14 protein-coding genes are annotated in these 16,075 nt (G+C 53.7%); 4 read left to right on the top strand and 10 right to left on the bottom strand.

Annotated elements, in window-relative coordinates; genetic code table 11:
• The first annotated feature begins 3 nt into the window (after positions 1–3).
• Positions 4–177: a hypothetical protein gene (locus P771_RS18860; RefSeq protein WP_153304070.1), complete on the top strand. Its 174-nt coding sequence runs from the start codon at positions 4–6 to the stop codon at positions 175–177.
• A 36-nt stretch (positions 178–213) separates the two neighbouring features.
• On the opposite strand, the gene P771_RS0100335 is transcribed toward P771_RS18860, so the two are convergent.
• On the bottom strand, positions 214–549 hold the full coding sequence (locus tag P771_RS0100335; RefSeq protein ID WP_028573572.1) for a hypothetical protein: 336 nt from the start codon (positions 547–549) through the stop codon (positions 214–216).
• Between the two features lie 345 nt (positions 550–894).
• Between P771_RS0100335 and P771_RS15930 the strand changes: the two genes are divergently transcribed.
• The 3 genes from P771_RS15930 (at position 895) to P771_RS0100315 (ending at position 4,634) form a co-directional block, all read left to right on the top strand.
• Complete coding sequence (locus P771_RS15930) at positions 895–1,281, top strand: NfeD family protein (RefSeq protein WP_035243672.1); 387 nt, start codon at positions 895–897, stop codon at positions 1,279–1,281.
• A 229-nt stretch (positions 1,282–1,510) separates the two neighbouring features.
• Positions 1,511–3,223 (top strand): adenine deaminase, encoded by a 1,713-nt coding sequence (gene ade / locus P771_RS0100320; RefSeq protein WP_084301539.1) that lies wholly within the window; start codon positions 1,511–1,513, stop codon positions 3,221–3,223.
• Positions 3,224–3,344: 121 nt separating this feature from the next.
• On the top strand, positions 3,345–4,634 hold the full coding sequence (locus tag P771_RS0100315) for an NCS2 family permease (protein WP_028573570.1): 1,290 nt from the start codon (positions 3,345–3,347) through the stop codon (positions 4,632–4,634).
• A 68-nt stretch (positions 4,635–4,702) separates the two neighbouring features.
• Here the strand turns inward: P771_RS0100315 and P771_RS0100310 are convergent, their stop codons facing one another.
• The 9 genes from P771_RS0100310 to sbtA all read right to left on the bottom strand — a co-directional run bounded on the left by P771_RS0100310 (position 4,703) and on the right by sbtA (position 15,959).
• Positions 4,703–7,798: an efflux RND transporter permease subunit gene (locus P771_RS0100310; protein WP_028573569.1), complete on the bottom strand. Its 3,096-nt coding sequence runs from the start codon at positions 7,796–7,798 to the stop codon at positions 4,703–4,705.
• 115 nt (positions 7,799–7,913) lie between these two features.
• Entirely contained in the window at positions 7,914–9,095 is a 1,182-nt protein-coding gene (locus P771_RS0100305) for an efflux RND transporter periplasmic adaptor subunit (RefSeq protein WP_028573568.1), read from the bottom strand.
• 594 nt (positions 9,096–9,689) lie between these two features.
• Positions 9,690–10,631, bottom strand: a complete 942-nt coding sequence (locus tag P771_RS0100295) for a glycine betaine ABC transporter substrate-binding protein (protein ID WP_028573567.1) — start codon at positions 10,629–10,631, stop codon at positions 9,690–9,692.
• A gap of 104 nt (positions 10,632–10,735) precedes the next feature.
• A complete protein-coding gene (locus P771_RS0100290; RefSeq protein ID WP_028573566.1) occupies positions 10,736–11,380 on the bottom strand; it encodes an ABC transporter permease in 645 nt (214 codons plus the stop codon).
• A complete protein-coding gene (locus P771_RS0100285; protein ID WP_028573565.1) occupies positions 11,377–12,342 on the bottom strand; it encodes an ABC transporter ATP-binding protein in 966 nt (321 codons plus the stop codon). Before P771_RS0100285 ends, P771_RS0100290 begins: the two co-directional genes overlap by 4 nt.
• Before the next feature lies 1 nt (position 12,343).
• The gene (locus P771_RS0100280; protein ID WP_028573564.1) at positions 12,344–13,000 is read right to left on the bottom strand and encodes an ABC transporter permease; all 657 of its coding nucleotides are present in this window, start codon (positions 12,998–13,000) and stop codon (positions 12,344–12,346) included.
• A 183-nt stretch (positions 13,001–13,183) separates the two neighbouring features.
• Positions 13,184–13,987: a sterol desaturase family protein gene (locus tag P771_RS15925; RefSeq protein ID WP_035243670.1), complete on the bottom strand. Its 804-nt coding sequence runs from the start codon at positions 13,985–13,987 to the stop codon at positions 13,184–13,186.
• Between the two features lie 7 nt (positions 13,988–13,994).
• Complete coding sequence (sbtM, locus tag P771_RS0100265; RefSeq protein WP_028573563.1) at positions 13,995–15,593, bottom strand: thio(seleno)oxazole modification radical SAM maturase SbtM; 1,599 nt, start codon at positions 15,591–15,593, stop codon at positions 13,995–13,997.
• 90 nt (positions 15,594–15,683) lie between these two features.
• Entirely contained in the window at positions 15,684–15,959 is a 276-nt protein-coding gene (gene sbtA / locus P771_RS19030) for an SbtA family thio(seleno)oxazole RiPP natural product precursor (protein WP_208595922.1), read from the bottom strand.
• Positions 15,960–16,075 lie beyond the last annotated feature (116 nt).

The raw sequence follows: 16,075 nt of genomic DNA, 5'->3' as shown, positions 1-16,075 counted from the left end.
GCCATGGGCATGGCAGCAGTCCTTTACCATTGGTCAGGGACTGCTGAAACAAGGCTTATCAATGGCAGGGCGGTTAAGCTGCTCTTTGATCATGTTTTTAATGGAAAGCTGAAACACAGCCTGTTCAAGCTGTGCATGTTCGGGGCGGTTCACTGGATAAAGATATACCAGACTTGACTGCAGCGAAAACAAATGTCCTTTTAAAATCGAGTCTCAGGGACACTTTGTTTCCTTGTCTCTGGTCGGAACAGCACCAAAAACTGTTTTAACCTCACCTCCCGTAACTGCCCCTTCCAGTTCATTAACTTCGCTGAAAGCTGATCCGGACCTGGAGAGGGAATACCTGGGAAGCCTTTTATACGAGCCAACAGTATAAGTCATTTTGCCCTTCCTGGACCATCTTTCCATAAGCATCAGAACCAGGATAAAGAGCATCAGGATTGATCCCAGCCGGGCAGCAACCCCTGGCTCACCCAGGGCCCAGCCAGGTCCGGTAAATCCCTGCAGCAAAGGTGTCCACAGCAAAAAATTCAACCGCGCCAAAATCATTATGTGTCTCCATCAGAATGAAAACTTGAATCAGTCAACCAGGGCCCATTTGCCGCAATAAGGTCACCTGGTCCTGGCAGTTGAACGCCCTTGATAACTAACGATAATTCAAGTATAAATTTATCAAAAGCCCAGGTCCTGGACAAGGATCGAGTTCTGCAGCCACAATAAACATGTTTGCACATCCAAGTGGATGCGGTTTACTCCCAAAAAGACTGGAAAAATCCGGTAAAGAATCAATGGAATTCCGGCCTGTTCAGGCTGACAGATTATTTTTGGATTAAAGGCCGTTATCATGAACTTCAAGGGTTGTAATCCACACAGAGTACCAGGTACCAGCCTGATATGAAGCCTCCAGTTTTATATACCCTGCTTCAGATCCCCGGCTTTCTCCTTTTGGGGATCATAGTCCGGTTTGTCTGGGATCAGGCCTGGATCTCAGCCTGGACTGGCTGGCTGATTGTGTCGGCCTGGATCATCAAAGACATTGCCTTTTACCCTCTTTACAGAAAAGCTCTCAAATCCAGCCCCCAAAGCGTCATTGCCAGGCTCCACGGTTCCCGGGCAGTTGTCTGCACAGCCCTGGACCCAAAGGGGCAGGTGACTCTGCGGGGTGAGATCTGGCAGGCTGTTAATCTGAACGGTGATCTGCTGGAACCCGGAACCCTGGTGGTGGTTGAGGACAACACAGGCCTCACTCTGCAGGTCCGGCCCTTGAAGGTTGACCGGTAAAATCAGCCCCGGACATGACCGGTTGTCCGTTCCTGCCTGCTGCCAGTCATTGACCAGAACCTGGTTTTGTTCCTCTTGAAATTAATTATAAACGGGTTTATCAAGGCCGGGTTGCCTGCAACGGGCTGCAGGGGTTCATTTGTCCGGACCGGGTCCGGGGAATTAACCCGGTGCCTGCTTCGGACTTACTGTCCACGGTCCAGGGACAATCTTTCTTTAGCAAAGGGGGATGATCTTGCCTGTTTCCACCCGCATCAGCTCAAAACTCCTGGAAGCCGCCAAAGGAGATGGACCTGCAGACCTGTTGATGACCAACGTTAATCTGGTCAACACCCTGTCCGGTGGAATCGAGGCCTGCAGTGTTGCTGTCAAGGACGGGATTGTCCTGGGTTTTGAGGAATACAGGGCTGAAAAGGTGATCAACGCCCAGGGCGCTTATCTTTGTCCCGGCTTTATTGAAGCCCATATCCATGTGGAATCCACCCTTCTTTCACCCCCTGAATTTGCCCGGGCTGCAGCCGGCCGGGGCACAGCCACTGTGGTCTGTGACCCCCATGAAATAGCCAATGTGCTTGGAACTGAAGGCATAGAATACTTTCTGGAATCCACTGCCCACCTGCCGGTACGCATATATTTCATGCTGCCTTCATGTGTTCCGGCCACCCATATGGAAACCGCTGGAGCGTCCCTGGCTGCCAACGACCTGAGAGAACTTTACTACAAGTATCCGGACAGATTCCTGGGGCTGGGCGAGATGATGAATTTCCCCGGGGTCATCAATCAGGAGCCCGGGGTAATGGCCAAGCTGGACATGGCCCGGTCACTGACAATCGATGGCCATGCTCCTGGTCTCAAGGGCAAGGAACTCAACACCTACATCCTGGCCGGTCCCCGAAGCGACCACGAATGCGTCAGCCTGGAGGAAGCTGCGGAAAAGCTGGCCAAGGGCATGCATGTCATGATCCGGGAAGGCACTTCCGAACACAACCTGCAGGACCTGATCCCCCTGGTCAACGACCATAACTGGCCCAGTTTTTCTCTGGTCTCGGATGACCGGCACCCCCATGACCTGGTCAACCTGGGTCACCTGGACCATAACCTGCGCAGGGCTGTTGCCCTGGGCATTGATCCGGTCCGGGCAGTGCAGCTGGTGACCATCAATCCGGCCAGATATTTCGGTCTGAAGGACCGGGGGGCAATTGCCCCGGGTTTTGTCGCAGACATGGTCCTGGTCAGGGATTTACAGGATTTCGAGGTGATTGAAACCTACCTCCAGGGCAAACCGCTCAAGACAGCTGATTTTAAAAGCAGTCAGGTCCCTCCTGGCAATTCCATGCATATCAGCGGACTGTCCAAAACCAGTTTTGATATCCCGGCAGCCGGACAAAAGGTCCGGGCCATAGATATTCTGCCCGGCCAGATCGTGACTGGAAAAGCCCTGGTTAAGCCCAGGATAGTTGAGGGCCTGGCCCAGGCAGATGTGGATAATGATCTGGCCAAGCTGGCAGTTGTGGAGCGGCACCGGGCATCAGGCAGTATCGGGCTGGGCTTTGTCCGCGGTCTGGGCCTTAAGCACGGGGCCATAGCCTCCACTGTGGCCCATGACTCCCACAACCTGATCATTGCCGGGACAAATGACGCAGACATGCTGGCTGCAGCCAGAGCGGCCCAGGTTATGGGCGGCGGTCTGATGGTGGTCCAGAAGGGCAAAGTTGCAGCCAGTCTGGCTTTACCCATTGCCGGGCTCATGAGTGACCTGCCCCTGGATCAGGTGGTGGAGGCCATGCACTCCCTGGACAGGGCCTGCCTGGACATGGGACTGGACGGAAATCCATTCATGATTCTGTCTTTTCTGGCCCTTCCGGTCATTCCCGAACTCAAGCTGACGGATCAGGGACTGGTGGATGTTAGCCGGTTCCAGGTGGTCGGGCTTTGGGAATAGACCGGGTCAGGAGCTTAAAGTTTTTTGATTGGCTATTTGGAGTTGTCAGGGGTGATCCTTCCTTTAGATGGAGGCAGGGAGGCAGAGTGTTCGTCAATACCAACCAGGAGTAGGAGAGAAGATGCTGGATTCGTATTTCAAACTTACTGAAAACAAGACCACGGTCAAACGGGAAGTCATTGCAGGGGTGACCACTTTTCTGACCATGGCCTATATCATTTTTGTCAACCCGGCCATCCTGGCTGATGCCGGCATGGACCGCGACGCAGTATTTGTGGCCACCTGTCTGGCCGCAGTCATTGGAACACTGATCATGGGCCTGCTTGCCAACTATCCTGTTGCCCAGGCCCCGGGCATGGGGCTCAATGCCTTTTTTGCCTATACTGTTGTCCTGGGAATGGGAGTGCCCTGGCAGACCGCTTTGGGTGCTGTGTTCATATCCGGTGTACTCTTTTTCATCCTGAGCATCCTGCCGGTCCGGGAGTGGCTGATCAACAGCATACCCAGGACCCTGAAAGTCGCCATTGCCGGTGGTATCGGGTTTTTTCTGGCCATCATCGGCCTGAAAAACGCCGGGATCATTGTGGCCCACCCGGCCACCCTGGTTACAGTGGGCAGTCTGACTGAACCTACAGTCATCATTGCTGTACTGGCCTTTGGACTGATGGTCGGTCTGACCCACCACCGCATCCCAGGGGCGATCATGATCAGTATTCTGGCGGCTACTCTTGTCGGAGTCCTGTTCAAGATTACCCCCGCCCCAGGCCTGATGTCCCTGCCTCCCAGCCTGGCCCCGACCTTCATGCAGATGGATATCATGGCAGCCCTGGAGCTGGGCCTGCTCATAGTGGTGTTCACTTTTCTGCTGACCGACCTGTTCGACACCGCAGGCACCCTGGTGGGAGTGACCCAGGGAACAGGCATGCTGGATGAAAAGGGCCGGCTGCCCAGGCTGAAAAGGGCGCTCATGGCTGACAGTACTGCAACTGTGGCTGGTGCGGCCATGGGTACTTCCACCACCACCAGTTACATTGAAAGTCTGGCTGGTGTTGAAGCAGGCGGGCGGACCGGCCTGACTGCGGTGGTGGTAGCCCTGCTTTTCCTGCTCTGCCTGTTCTTTGCCCCTCTGGCCGGAGCCATTCCAGCCTATGCCACAGCCCCGGCCCTGGTCTTTGTGGCCTGCATCATGGCCAGGAATCTCATGGATATCGACTGGAAGGATATTACTGAATATGTTCCGGCCATTGTCACGGTCCTGGCCATGCCCCTGACCTTTTCCATTGCCACTGGAATCGGTTTCGGTTTCATCTCCTACGCAGCCATTAAGATGTTCAGCGGCAAGTTCAGGGATCTGACCATCCCGGTGATCATCATTGCAGTCCTGTTTCTGTTCAAGTTTGTCGTGGGCTAGCCAATGACCGCAGGCAAGGACCTCTAGACCGTTGTCAACCTGATGGCCCGCTTCCAAGCGGGCCATTTTTATTGGGCCCTGTTTCCAGGTTCATCCTTTCTGGCGATGAAGGTATACATGACCGGAACAAAGACCAGGGTGATCAGGGTGGAGCTGGTCAGACCGCCGATGATGGCCCTGGCCATGGGGGCCTGGGCCTCTCCTCCCTCACCTACGCCCAGGGCCAGGGGGATCAGGGCGAAGATGGTGGTCAGGGCGGTCATGAGGATGGGCCTGAGCCGCCTGCGTCCGACCTCTTCAATGGCAGCAAACATTTCATAGCCTTCTTCTTGGCGGACCATATTGGTCTGGGCCACCAGGAGGATGGCATTGTTGACCAGGATCCCGCCAAGCATGATGCAGCCGATGTATGACTGGATATTAAAGGTAGTGTCGGTCAGAAAGAGCATGAGGACCACCCCGATTATGGCCAGGGGCACGGAAAACATGACTATGAACGGGTCGCGCAGGGATTCATACAAACAGGCCATGACCATGTAGACCAGTACCAGGGCCAGGATCAGCCCCAGGGCCAGCTCATTAAAGGCTTTCTGCTGTTCTTCATAATCCCCGCCAAAGGAGATGCTGAAGCCCTGGGGTACGGGCAGCATGTTCAGTTCCTGACGGACATCGCTGATGACTGAACTCAGGTCTCTGCCGGTCATGTCCGTGGAAATGGTGATTATTCTTTCCTGATCCTTTCTTTCAATGCTCATGGGTCCGAACCCGGACTGGACATCCACCAGGTTGCGCAGGGCAACAGGGTGTCCACCGAGACCGGCAACGGTTATGTCCAGAAGTTCATGCAGAGGCAAAAGTTCAGCTTGCTTCAGTTTGACCAGAATGGAATATTCATCGCCCTGGTCTCTGAAGTTTCCGGCCACCGTGCCTGACAAAACCGTCTGCACTGCGTTGCCTACAGTGGAAACCGTGACCCCCATGCTTTCAGCCCGGTCCCGGTTGACGATGATTCTTTCCTCAGGCATGCCTGATTCCCGGCTGATGGTGGCAACACCTACGCCCTGGACATTCTCCACAATTTCCTGGACGCGTTCGGCCAGGGCCTGGGCTGTATCCAGATCATAACCCCGGATTTCCACTTCAATCCGGTCACCGTCGGAAGTGCCCAGACGCAGAATGAACAGACCCTGACCGGCCCTGGTCCTGATGGTTACTCCTGGAATCCGGTTCAGCTTGCTCCGCAGGTCAGCTGCCACCTCCTGGCTGGACCGCTCTCTGTAGCGCTGTTCCTTGAGGCTGATCCTGATTTCGCCCAGGTGGGATCCGGAAAACCGCCAGCCTGCTCCGCCGAGCATGGTGATCAGACTGTCGATCTCAGGGACCTGGTTTCTGATGATCTGCTCAACCTGCAGGGCTGCAGCATCAAGATCGGACAGCTTGCTCCCCACATCCATTTCCAGGTTGATTCTGACCTCCCCTTCATCGGTCTGAGGCATCATTTCGGTTCCGATAAGGGGAATCAGGGCCAGGCTGCCCGCCAAAAGCAGGCCGGCCAGCCCGATAGTCTGGAAGCGGTGCCTGAGGCAATAGCTTAAAATGGACCTGTAGGACTCATCCAGGCTTGCAAAGAATCTGCAGGACATGGCGTACAGTCTGTTCTTCAGACAGGGGTCCTGGGATTTATCCCTGGTGACGGGGATCAAAAACTTGGAGGAGAGCATGGGCACCAGGGTCAGGGCCACAGCCAGAGAGCAGAGCAGAGCAAAACCGACTACATAAGCCAGCTGGGAAAACATGACCCCGGCCATGCCCCGGACAAAGATCAAAGGGACAAAAACTGCCAGGGTGGTCAGGGTACTGGCGGTGATGGCTGCAGCCACTTCGCCTGATCCCTTGATGGCCGCCTGAACAGGGGGTGTGCCTCCTTCCCGGTGGCGGTGAATATTTTCCAGGACCACGATGGAGTTGTCCACCAGCATGCCTACGCCCAGGGCCAGACCGCCCAGGGTCATGAGGTTGATGGTAAAGCCTCCGAAATAGATGATGATGAATGTGGCTACAATGGCAATGGGGATGGCTGCACCGACAATGGCTGTGCCGCGAATGCTGCGCAGGAAGAAGAGCAGGACCAGGACCGCGAAAAAACTGCCGTAAAACAGGGCGCCGGTGACATTGGAAATGGATCTCTGGATATACTGGGAAGTGTCAATAATGGGGATGATGCGCAGCTGGGGGATGTCCTGGTTGATGCGTTCGATCTCCTGCAGGACCTGGCTGGCAACTTCCACGGTATTGGTCCCGGACTGTTTGTTCACAGCCAGTCTGACCCCGTCCTGGCCATTGACCCGGACAATCCTGGTCACCCGTTCCCAGGAATCTTTTATGTCAGCAATGTCCCTGAGCCTGACTGGAGAGCCTTCATGTACGGCAATAATGGTCCGGCCCAGCTCATCCAGGTCTGTGAATTCGCCCAGGGTCCGGATGGAGATCTCCCTGGGTCCGCTTTCCAGGATTCCGGCAGGAAGGTTGATATTGGCTTCCCTGACTTTGCGGATTATTTCATCCAGGGTCAGGCCCAGGGCCTGAATCCGGCCCGGGATCAGGTCAACATGGATTTCCCGGTCCAGCCCCCCCCGGATGTCCAGGGAAGCTACCCCTGGAACCCGTTCCACCCGGTAGCGGACTTCGTCTTCGATGAGCCGCCTGGTTTCCACAGGATCCAGTCTGCTGGAGGCACCAAGAATGAGGATGGGAAAACTGGCCAGATCGAATTTGCGCAGGGCTGGACGGTCGGCATCATCCGGAAGACTGGCAATGACCCGGTCCAGCCGGTCGCGCAGATCATTGGCTGCTGCATCCAGGTCCGTGCCCCAGGCAAAGGTGATCCGGATATCGCTTAAGCCTTCAGTGGAACGGGAATATATTTCTTCCACCCCGGGGACAGCACTGAAGGCCCGTTCCAGAGGACGGGTGATCAGGGTTTCCACCTCTTCAGGCCCGGCATGGGAATAGCTGGTCCGAACACTCAAGGTGGGATAGGTGATGTCCGGCATGAGATCAATGGGCACCCTGGACAGGGAAATTGCGCCCAGGATGAGGACAATGAAGGTGGCCATGGTCACGAATACCGGCCGGGCAACGGAAAATATGGTCAGATTTTTCATTTAAACTTTGGGGTTGTACATCATTGCAAAAGATCAGCCAAGGGCCGGGAGAACAGAATTGTTTCCAGCCTGGTGGTCCTGGTCCACTCTGTCGCTAAGGTGCTGTTAATGCTTATCAGTTTTGAACCGCCTCCTGCCGGGGATGCTGCTCAGGAATGATCACCTGCATGCCGTCCTCCAGCAAGTGCTGGCCCAGGGTGACCACTACTCCTTCCAGGTCGGGCTCCCTGATTTCGGCCAGACCGCCGTCAACAAGCCCGACTGTGACCGGGACAAAACTGGCCTGCATACTCTGTTCATCAACCATGAACACCCCCTGGTATCCCTGCCGTCTGGCCAGGGCCTCAGCCGGGACTGCGGTTACATCCGGATGTTCTGAAAAACGGATGGATACCCGAGCGAACATGCCCGGAGCCAGGATCCCATCTGGATTGGGTACCAGTACCTCAACCCGGCCCTGGCGGGAGGCTTCATCCAGAACAGGAGAAAAGCGGATCACCTGTCCCTCAAAACTCTGGTCCGGATAGGCATCTGCCCTGATTCTGGCAGTCTGACCGGTCCGGATGAAAGGAAAGTCGCGCTCAATAACATTGACCACAGCAATCAGGTTTTTAGAGGTGATAATAGAGACAATGGGCTCGTTGGCCTGGAGCATGGCACCCTGGTTGGCGAATTTCTGGCCGATCCTGCGGGCTTCAGCCCCGCCCTCCCAGGTTGCCCTGATAATGGTATAAGACAGCCTGATCCTGGCCGCTTCCAGTGCGGCCTGCTTTTGTCTGACCTGGGCCTGGGCAACTTCATGCCGGGCCTGGCGTACATCAAAATTGGCCTGGACCTGATCCAGCTCGGACTGGGAAAGGCTGTCACTTGCTGCCAGGCGCAGGGCCCGGTCCAGTTCCCGGCGGGAGACTTCAAGTTCGCTGGCACTCTCCCCCAGGCCGGCCCTGGCCACTTCCAGTTCAGCCTGGGCCACCTGAACCTGACGCTGGTATTCTTCATTGTCCAGCCTGGCGATGACATCCCCTTTTCTGACTTGATCTCCAATGTCCACATAGAGTTTGTCCAGCCTTCCGGAAACCTTGGGGGCCAGAATGAATTCATTTTCCGCCCTGAGGCTGCCGGTCAGTTGGGCAGTATGATAGAGGGTGGCGATCCTGACCGGCTGGACCTGTACAGCCTGGGCAGGCATGCCTGATCTGCCCGGAGCATCGGTCTGACGGAAAACCTCAACATAGATTTTCTGGACCAGAAAAAAGACCAGGGCAGCAAGCACAACATATCCAAAGATTTTTTTCATTGACTATTCCTGAGGCAATTTAAGGGCACAAAATAAGGTAAAAGACAATAAGCATTCTGCCTGGCAAAGTAAACTTTGGTCCGGAAATATTCATCCAGCCTGAAGCCAGGTCAGCAGGCACTGGGTAAAGCACGGCCCGAAAGATTGAATAGCAATCTGCATGCCATGCTCAGATGGAGGTTGCTGTTCCTGGTTGCTGGAGTCGGCCTGGGGTTATGGCCTACTACGGAGAAGATAATATGTCTGAATATTATCATGTATTCATGTTAAAGAGCCAGGGGTGTTAACGTAAGGAAGAGTTGTCTGCCAAATGATTTCTCTGGAGATCAGGATCAGGGGACAACCCTGAGGTTTTCCAGACAGCCAGTTTTGATTGATTTGGACATTGTCCTGGCAATGGTGCAAGGTTATGCACTTTTGTGCAGATTGAGCAGCACATGGCCAGGGTGGGCAAGAAACAGCCTGAAAAAGAAGCCCGGCCTGGTGGTTTCGGGTGTTCCGGGCCGGGCTCAACTTGGGATGGTGCCCTGAGGATTCCAGGGAGGATTATGGCAGGTCTTGGCTTGTGCCTATGGCCGGGGCGACCATTTTTAGCTACTGGCTCAGATATACACCCAAGTCTGAGATTTTGTTCCATCCGTATTGTTCATGCAGGTCCCTGGAGGTAAACAGGACAAAAGTGTTATTAGCCGGGGCATAGTCCAGCCAGAGCACATCATGGTTTTCCAGATACCAGTTTTTAACCAGTCCATAGCATTCCCGGGGATCGGTGACTACTTCAGTATGTCTCATGACATTCATCAGTCCGGTTCCGGTATATTCCCAATAAAGATCAATCTGACCAGAAAAAAGGGCTGGAGTGATCACAGCTGTTTCGCCCAGCCCGATTTCATCAACAACGGTATAGCCCCGGTCCTCAAGCAGGTAACTGGTCAAGTATCCCAGAATCAGGGCCTCGGTAAAGGTCTTGCTGCTGACCACGATGGGAATTTCTTTTTGAGGGTCTTTTTCCGGTGACTGATCCTGGATCAGATTCTGTTCCAGAAGATATTTTCTGGCAGCTTCCTGGGGCATGGTCTGGTCCACTGAGACCATCTTGTTCAGCCTGGTCAGGGTTTCCAGGTCCAGACGGGAAGAGAGTTCGTGGATGACCTCGGGAAGTTCAGGATAAGTCTTGAGGAGTTTTGAACGGACAACAGGAGCCGGGTTATAGGCAGGGAAAAAAAGCTGATCGTCTTCAAGTACCACAAGATCATACTGAATGATTCGACCTTCGGTTGCATCGCCAATCCCTACATCGGCCATACCGGTTCCGACTGCCTGGTAAGCCAGACCGAGATCAACAACTGCCAGCTCCGGAAATTCAAATCCATAGTGTTCCTGAAAGTGGGGCAGGCCGTCGGCGCGCTGGGTCCATTCTGCAGAGGTGGCCAGTTTGATGGTCTTTTTGCCATCAGGGTCTGATTCTGATGCGCAGCCGGATAGTATTACAGTGACCAAAAGCAAGGTCATGACGAGAATGTTCAGGGTTTTCACAAGTCCTCCTTGGCTGAGGTTCAAAAATCAGTGGGTTGATCAGCAGACACTCCTAGCGGACTGAAATGTCGGCCAGTCAGTTAATGCCTACTTCATGTCCTGGATTATTTCAAATGGGCCGGAGCCAAAAGCCGTTCAAGCAGGGTAATGAACCGCTCAAAGGCTATAGCCATCAGGCCGATGAATATTGTCCCGGCCAGGATCAGTTCAGCCCGGAAAAAGTTGATTCCGGCAAAGATTATTGCACCCATGCCTTTGCCTCCCACCAGTGCGGCCAGAACAGCAGTACTCACTGTGAGCACTGCCGAGGTCCTGATTCCGGACATGATGGTTGGAACGCCCAGGGGCAGTTCCACCCGGAACAGGATCTGCCCTGGAGTCATGCCCATGCCTCGGGCAGCTTCTTTGACTTCATGGGGAACAGCTGAAATAGCGGTAATGGTGTTTCGGGCTATGGGCAGGAGGGCGTAAATGGTCAGGGCCAGGATGGCCGGACCATAACCAAGGCCCAGAAAGGGAAAAAAGACAGCAATCACCGCTAAAGGGGGGATGGTCTGGCCAGCGTTGAACAGGATCATGATTCTATCGGCAAGATGGGCCTGGCCAGGTCTGGTCAGGATGATCCCCACAGGCAAAGAGATGAGTACGGCAATGCCCAGAGGAATGATGACCAGTTGCAGGTGTTCGATGAGGTATTGCGGAGCCTGACTGGTCATGGCGTGCATGAACAGGTTCATGTCAAAGTTCATGTTCCTTCTCCGCTGACCCGGTTGATGTACTGTTTGATCCTGTTCCAGCTGAGAATGCCAACCAGCTGTCCGTTCCTGCACACCCCGACCTGGTCGGTGTTGTTCTTCATCATCAGCTCCAGGGCGATTTTGACCGGTTCAAGAGCCTGAACCAGGCATGGGTCGAGATTTTCCGGGGTCTGGTCCAGGGGCTCCATCAGGGTTTCGGACCTGGTCAGATCCAGGATCTTGACCCCGCGGTCATTGCCCAGCAGGTCCAAGACAAAGGCATCAGCTGGTTCAGTTAAAACTTCAATGGGAGTTCCCATCTGGATGAGGCGGCCCTGGTTGAGAACTATCAGGTAATCGCCCATCTTGATGGCCTCGTTGATGTCGTGGGTAACAAAGCAGATGGTTTTTTTCAGTTTCTGCTGCAGACGTATGAATTCATCCTGAAGATGGACCCGGACAATGGGGTCCACTGCACCAAAAGGCTCGTCCATGAGCATTATGGGCGGGTCAGCAGCCATGGCCCTGGCCACACCCACCCGCTGGGACTGCCCTCCACTGAGCTGATGGGGATACTTATGTCTGACCTGATCGGGATCCAGCCCAACCAGGCTCAGCAGTTCCAGGACCCTGGCCGCGGTTTTGCTTTTTGACCAGCCCAGCAATTCCGGAACCAGGGAGACGTTTTGTTCAATGGTCTTATGGGGCAGCAGCCCGATCTGCTGAATTACATATCCCATGGTCCTGCGCAGAATATCAGGATTCAGATTTTTAATATTACGGTTGTTGACGCTTATCTGACCACTGTCCGGCTCTTCCAGGCGGTTGATCATGCGCAGGATAGTTGTCTTGCCGCATCCGGAAGGACCGACAAACACACAGATATTGCCCTGGTTGACCTGAAAACTGATCTGGTCAACCGCTGGAGTACGACTTCCGGGGAAGGTCTTGCATATCTTGTCCAGTACTATCATGTTACCTGTCACCAGCCTGGTATCTCAGTCCGGGCGAAATGATCCTTTTTTCAATGCGTCCCATGATAAAGTCCAGGGCCAGGGCGATTATGGAGACCATGATTGCTCCGGCAATAATCATATCAGCATTGCCTCTGGTAATGCCCTGATGGATGAGCCGGCCGAGGTTTTTTTCCCCGATAAAGGTGGCCATGGTGGCAATGCCGGTGATCAGGACCAGAGAAACCCGGATGCCTGTAAAGACCATGGGCCAGGCCATGGGTATCTGGATTCTGAACAATATCTGGGTCCGGGTCATGCCCATGCCCTTTCCGGCTTCCATGACACTTTGATCTACGGATTTGATGCCCAGATAAACGCTGCGGACCAGGGGCATCATGGCATAAAGCACCAGAACCAGGACCGCTGTCCTCCGGCCCAGTCCAAGACCTGGAACGGTCATGAGCAGGCCGAACAGGGATATGCTGGGGATGCAGAAAAGTATGTTGCTCAGGCTGATGATTGTCCCGGCCAGCCGGTCATACCTGCTGATGACCAGACCGGTGAAGATCCACAGGCCCAGAGAAAAAACCAGGACAGTCAGGACCAGGGAAATGTGGTTCAGGGTGTATTCCAGGATCAGCCCGGAGTTGAACTGGATGAAAGTGATAAAGCTCATTTGTCTTGAAGGTTCAGTATAATACCATAGGATTGAACAAGAAATTTGAGATACTCCAGGATTTCTATGCCATAAAACTCAGGCAATATAAAGGCTTTGACCTTAAGCCGTCTGCTTAGACGGGCAGCAGTCTGGAGACAGGATACTTATACAGCAGGACCGTTGATTCAGACAGTTGTTGTTTTAGCGATACCAGCGGGCAAAAGGAGTGAAAAGCATCCATTCCAGCCTGAGCCATTTTGGATCACGGTAGTTGGCCAGGCCAATGGTCATTTTATCATGTCCAGCTTTAGGCTGATCGGTGTAGGTTCCCAGCAGCCGGTCCCACCAGGGAAAGTTAAAACCGTAATTGCTGTCTGTCTCTTTGATGAGCACAGAATGGTGGACCCGGTGCATGTCCGGGGTCACCACCATGAGCCTCAGGAAACGGTCAATGGAAGCCTTTAGGTATGCATTGCTGTGATTGAACATGGACGTGGCATTGAGGATAACCTCAAAAACAACCACAGACCAGGCCGGAGCTCCCAGGGCCAGAACAATCCCGATCTTGATGAGCATGGACAGAATGATTTCAACCGGGTGAAACCTTGCCCCGGTGGTCACGTCAATATCCAGGTCAGTGTGGTGCATCCGGTGCAGGCGCCACAAAATGGGAACCTTATGGAAAATAAGGTGCTGGGAATAAATGGCAAAATCAAGGATGATTATGGATACAATTCCGGCCAGGATCTGGTGAACAGCCAGCTGCTGGAACAGCCCCCACTGATTGTTCTGGGCCAGGATGGCTACACCTACTGCAGCCACAGGGAAGAGAATCCTGAGCAGAACAGAATTGAACAGGGTCAGGCCCAGGTTGTTGAGCCATCTTTTCCACTTTGGCTGGGTCAGCTTTCGTCTGGGATATCTGTTTTCCCACAGGGCCATAATTGAAAAAATCCCTAGAAAAAAGCTGAGTCTGATGACCAGCTCCTGATCCATGAGCAGCATGTTCACTTTATCTGAACTTCTCCTGGCTCTGGTTCATCCAGCAATAGGGGTCACGGTCCTGGAATATGTCCAGGCCATGGCTGTAGGTCACTGCCAGGCATCCTCCGCAGACATGTCTGATGGCGCAGCCAACACACCCTTTTGATCCTTTCCTGTATTTAGCGGCAACTTGGGAATCATAAATCTGTTCCAGGCTGTTATCATAAATACTGCCCAGCCTGGAGGGAAATTTCCTGCAGGCGTGAACCTCTCCGTCGCAAAGCACGGAAACAAAATTAAAGGCTGCGCCGCACCCATAACCGGTGCAGCCGCCGAATAGCTGGCGTCCATGCCTGAACCTGAAAAGATTAAGCAGATTGTCCTTGAATCCCATGACTGACATGGTTCTGGCCTGCTCCTGGTAGTCGGCCAGAAGTTCATTGAACTCATCCTGCCCAGCCGGAGTCAGATGAGCTCCACTCCCCACCATTGACAACCGGTTGAAGGTGAAGAGGTCAGCCCTGTCCTGGATCTCCCGGGCCAGGCAAAGGACCTGGCCTGCATTGGCCCTGGTCAGGGTGAGCATAACCATGGAGTATATATCCAGTTTTTTCAAGACATCTAAAAACCCCAGGACTTTTTTATAATGTCCTTGGCCGCGGATATAGTCATTGTGTTCTTCCTGGCCTTCCAGACTGACCTGAAAAAAGGAGATCGGTCCTTTTTTCAGCAGCTTTTTCAGCTGATCTTCTGAAGTGGGATTGCCCAGGATGCCTACTGTAAAGCCCATGCCTGAAGCTGCTGCATGGATTGTTTCCAGATCAGGGTGAAGAAGTGGATTACCCCCGGTCAGGCTGACCTGGCCATGGACATTCTTGTTTTTACAGAAGTGCTGGAATTCATCCAGTATCCTCAAGGCACTGTCCAGGTCCAGATGATTCCGGCTTTCCCTGCCGTAGCAATGTTTGCAATTTAAATCACAGGCCTGAGTTATGTGCCACTGCAGGGTGAACACATCTGCTTGCTGATATTTGGGGGCAAGGTGGGATTTGACTTCAAATACTTCAGGGTCTCTGGCTATTCTGGTTTTTTCCCCCACCAGGATGCCATTACGCCTGGCTTCATTGATCACCGGCCAGATATAAGAAGAAGGGCGGTTGGCAATTTTTGCTGCTTCAGAGATGTTTATGTTCTCCAGGACCAGCTTCAGGGCCAGAAGATCATTGGCAGTTGCCGGCCTGAATAGAATTTCATCACCCTGTTTCCACACCAGGACCTTTTCCTTGATGTTTCTGGGTGGACTGGTTTTCTCCCTGTTTCTGTTTTTTACCAGGGAGCAGAGGCCGGACCAGTCAAGATCCAGCAGTTCAAGGCAGGTGTTTACATCATGACTGCCCACAGGTTCAGCTGGAATACATTCGGCTATCCTGGCCACTGCCAGCTCAAGCCTGGCCAGGTCCGGAATAAAAGCTAGGCCCGGAGGAAGGGTTTCAAGCTGGTCCAGGAAATCAGGAAAATCATCAGGGCTGTCAAGGAGATATCGGGCACAGACCTGAGACCACGCGTCCTGGCCCAGTATTGCCCGGCAGGATGGGCAGGCTGTTTCTAGGGTATTTTTGTCCGGCATTTTTTTCAGGATGGGCGGAGCAAATGCGCCTGATGCCGCCGCCCTGAGCGTTGGAAATCAGCGCCAACTGCGCTAATTGGAGCCTCCGCCTCAACCGCTGGGTGCGGGAGTTGGCTTGGGTTCCTGGTCACTATCATCGGTGCCCCCGGCACCGATGTCAGTTGCACCTCAACCGCTTCCTGCTGGAGCGCTACCTGCGTCTCCGTTGGTTGCTCCTCAGCCGCTTCCATTGGCATTGCCGACCGCATTGCTGTTGGAAGATCCTCATCCGCTGGCATTGCATGCTGATATTCCAATGCCTGAGCCGGCCAGAAGTCCGGTCAGGCAGATGGTGGTCAGCATTTTTTTCAGATCATCATTTTTCATAAGCAACCCTCCTTAAGGAGTACTGTCGCAGGGTTATAAAGAACCTGAGACAAACATATTGGCGCATTGAATATAAAACAGAATATTCCATAGAAAAAGTCAATGGGTAGATTGAA

This window comes from Desulfonatronovibrio hydrogenovorans DSM 9292 (assembly GCF_000686525.1).
GTDB lineage: Bacteria > Desulfobacterota > Desulfovibrionia > Desulfovibrionales > Desulfonatronovibrionaceae > Desulfonatronovibrio > Desulfonatronovibrio hydrogenovorans.
This window is presented reverse-complemented; position numbering and strand designations above follow the sequence as displayed.

Bases quoted from the DNA above. Each gene is read 5' to 3' on its own strand.
- P771_RS0100310 (WP_028573569.1), bottom strand. From the start codon at position 7,798: ATGAAAAATCTGACCATATTTTCCGTTGCCCGGCCGGTATTCGTGACC.
- P771_RS15930 (WP_035243672.1), top strand. From the start codon at position 895: ATGAAGCCTCCAGTTTTATATACCCTGCTTCAGATCCCCGGCTTTCTC.
- P771_RS18860 (WP_153304070.1), top strand. From the start codon at position 4: ATGGGCATGGCAGCAGTCCTTTACCATTGGTCAGGGACTGCTGAAACA.
- ade (WP_084301539.1), top strand. From the start codon at position 1,511: ATGATCTTGCCTGTTTCCACCCGCATCAGCTCAAAACTCCTGGAAGCC.
- P771_RS0100305 (WP_028573568.1), bottom strand. From the start codon at position 9,095: ATGAAAAAAATCTTTGGATATGTTGTGCTTGCTGCCCTGGTCTTTTTT.
- P771_RS0100335 (WP_028573572.1), bottom strand. From the start codon at position 549: ATGATTTTGGCGCGGTTGAATTTTTTGCTGTGGACACCTTTGCTGCAG.
- P771_RS0100290 (WP_028573566.1), bottom strand. From the start codon at position 11,380: ATGAACTTTGACATGAACCTGTTCATGCACGCCATGACCAGTCAGGCT.
- P771_RS15925 (WP_035243670.1), bottom strand. From the start codon at position 13,987: ATGCTGCTCATGGATCAGGAGCTGGTCATCAGACTCAGCTTTTTTCTA.
- P771_RS0100285 (WP_028573565.1), bottom strand. From the start codon at position 12,342: ATGATAGTACTGGACAAGATATGCAAGACCTTCCCCGGAAGTCGTACT.
- sbtM (WP_028573563.1), bottom strand. From the start codon at position 15,593: ATGCCGGACAAAAATACCCTAGAAACAGCCTGCCCATCCTGCCGGGCA.
- P771_RS0100315 (WP_028573570.1), top strand. From the start codon at position 3,345: ATGCTGGATTCGTATTTCAAACTTACTGAAAACAAGACCACGGTCAAA.
- P771_RS0100280 (WP_028573564.1), bottom strand. From the start codon at position 13,000: ATGAGCTTTATCACTTTCATCCAGTTCAACTCCGGGCTGATCCTGGAA.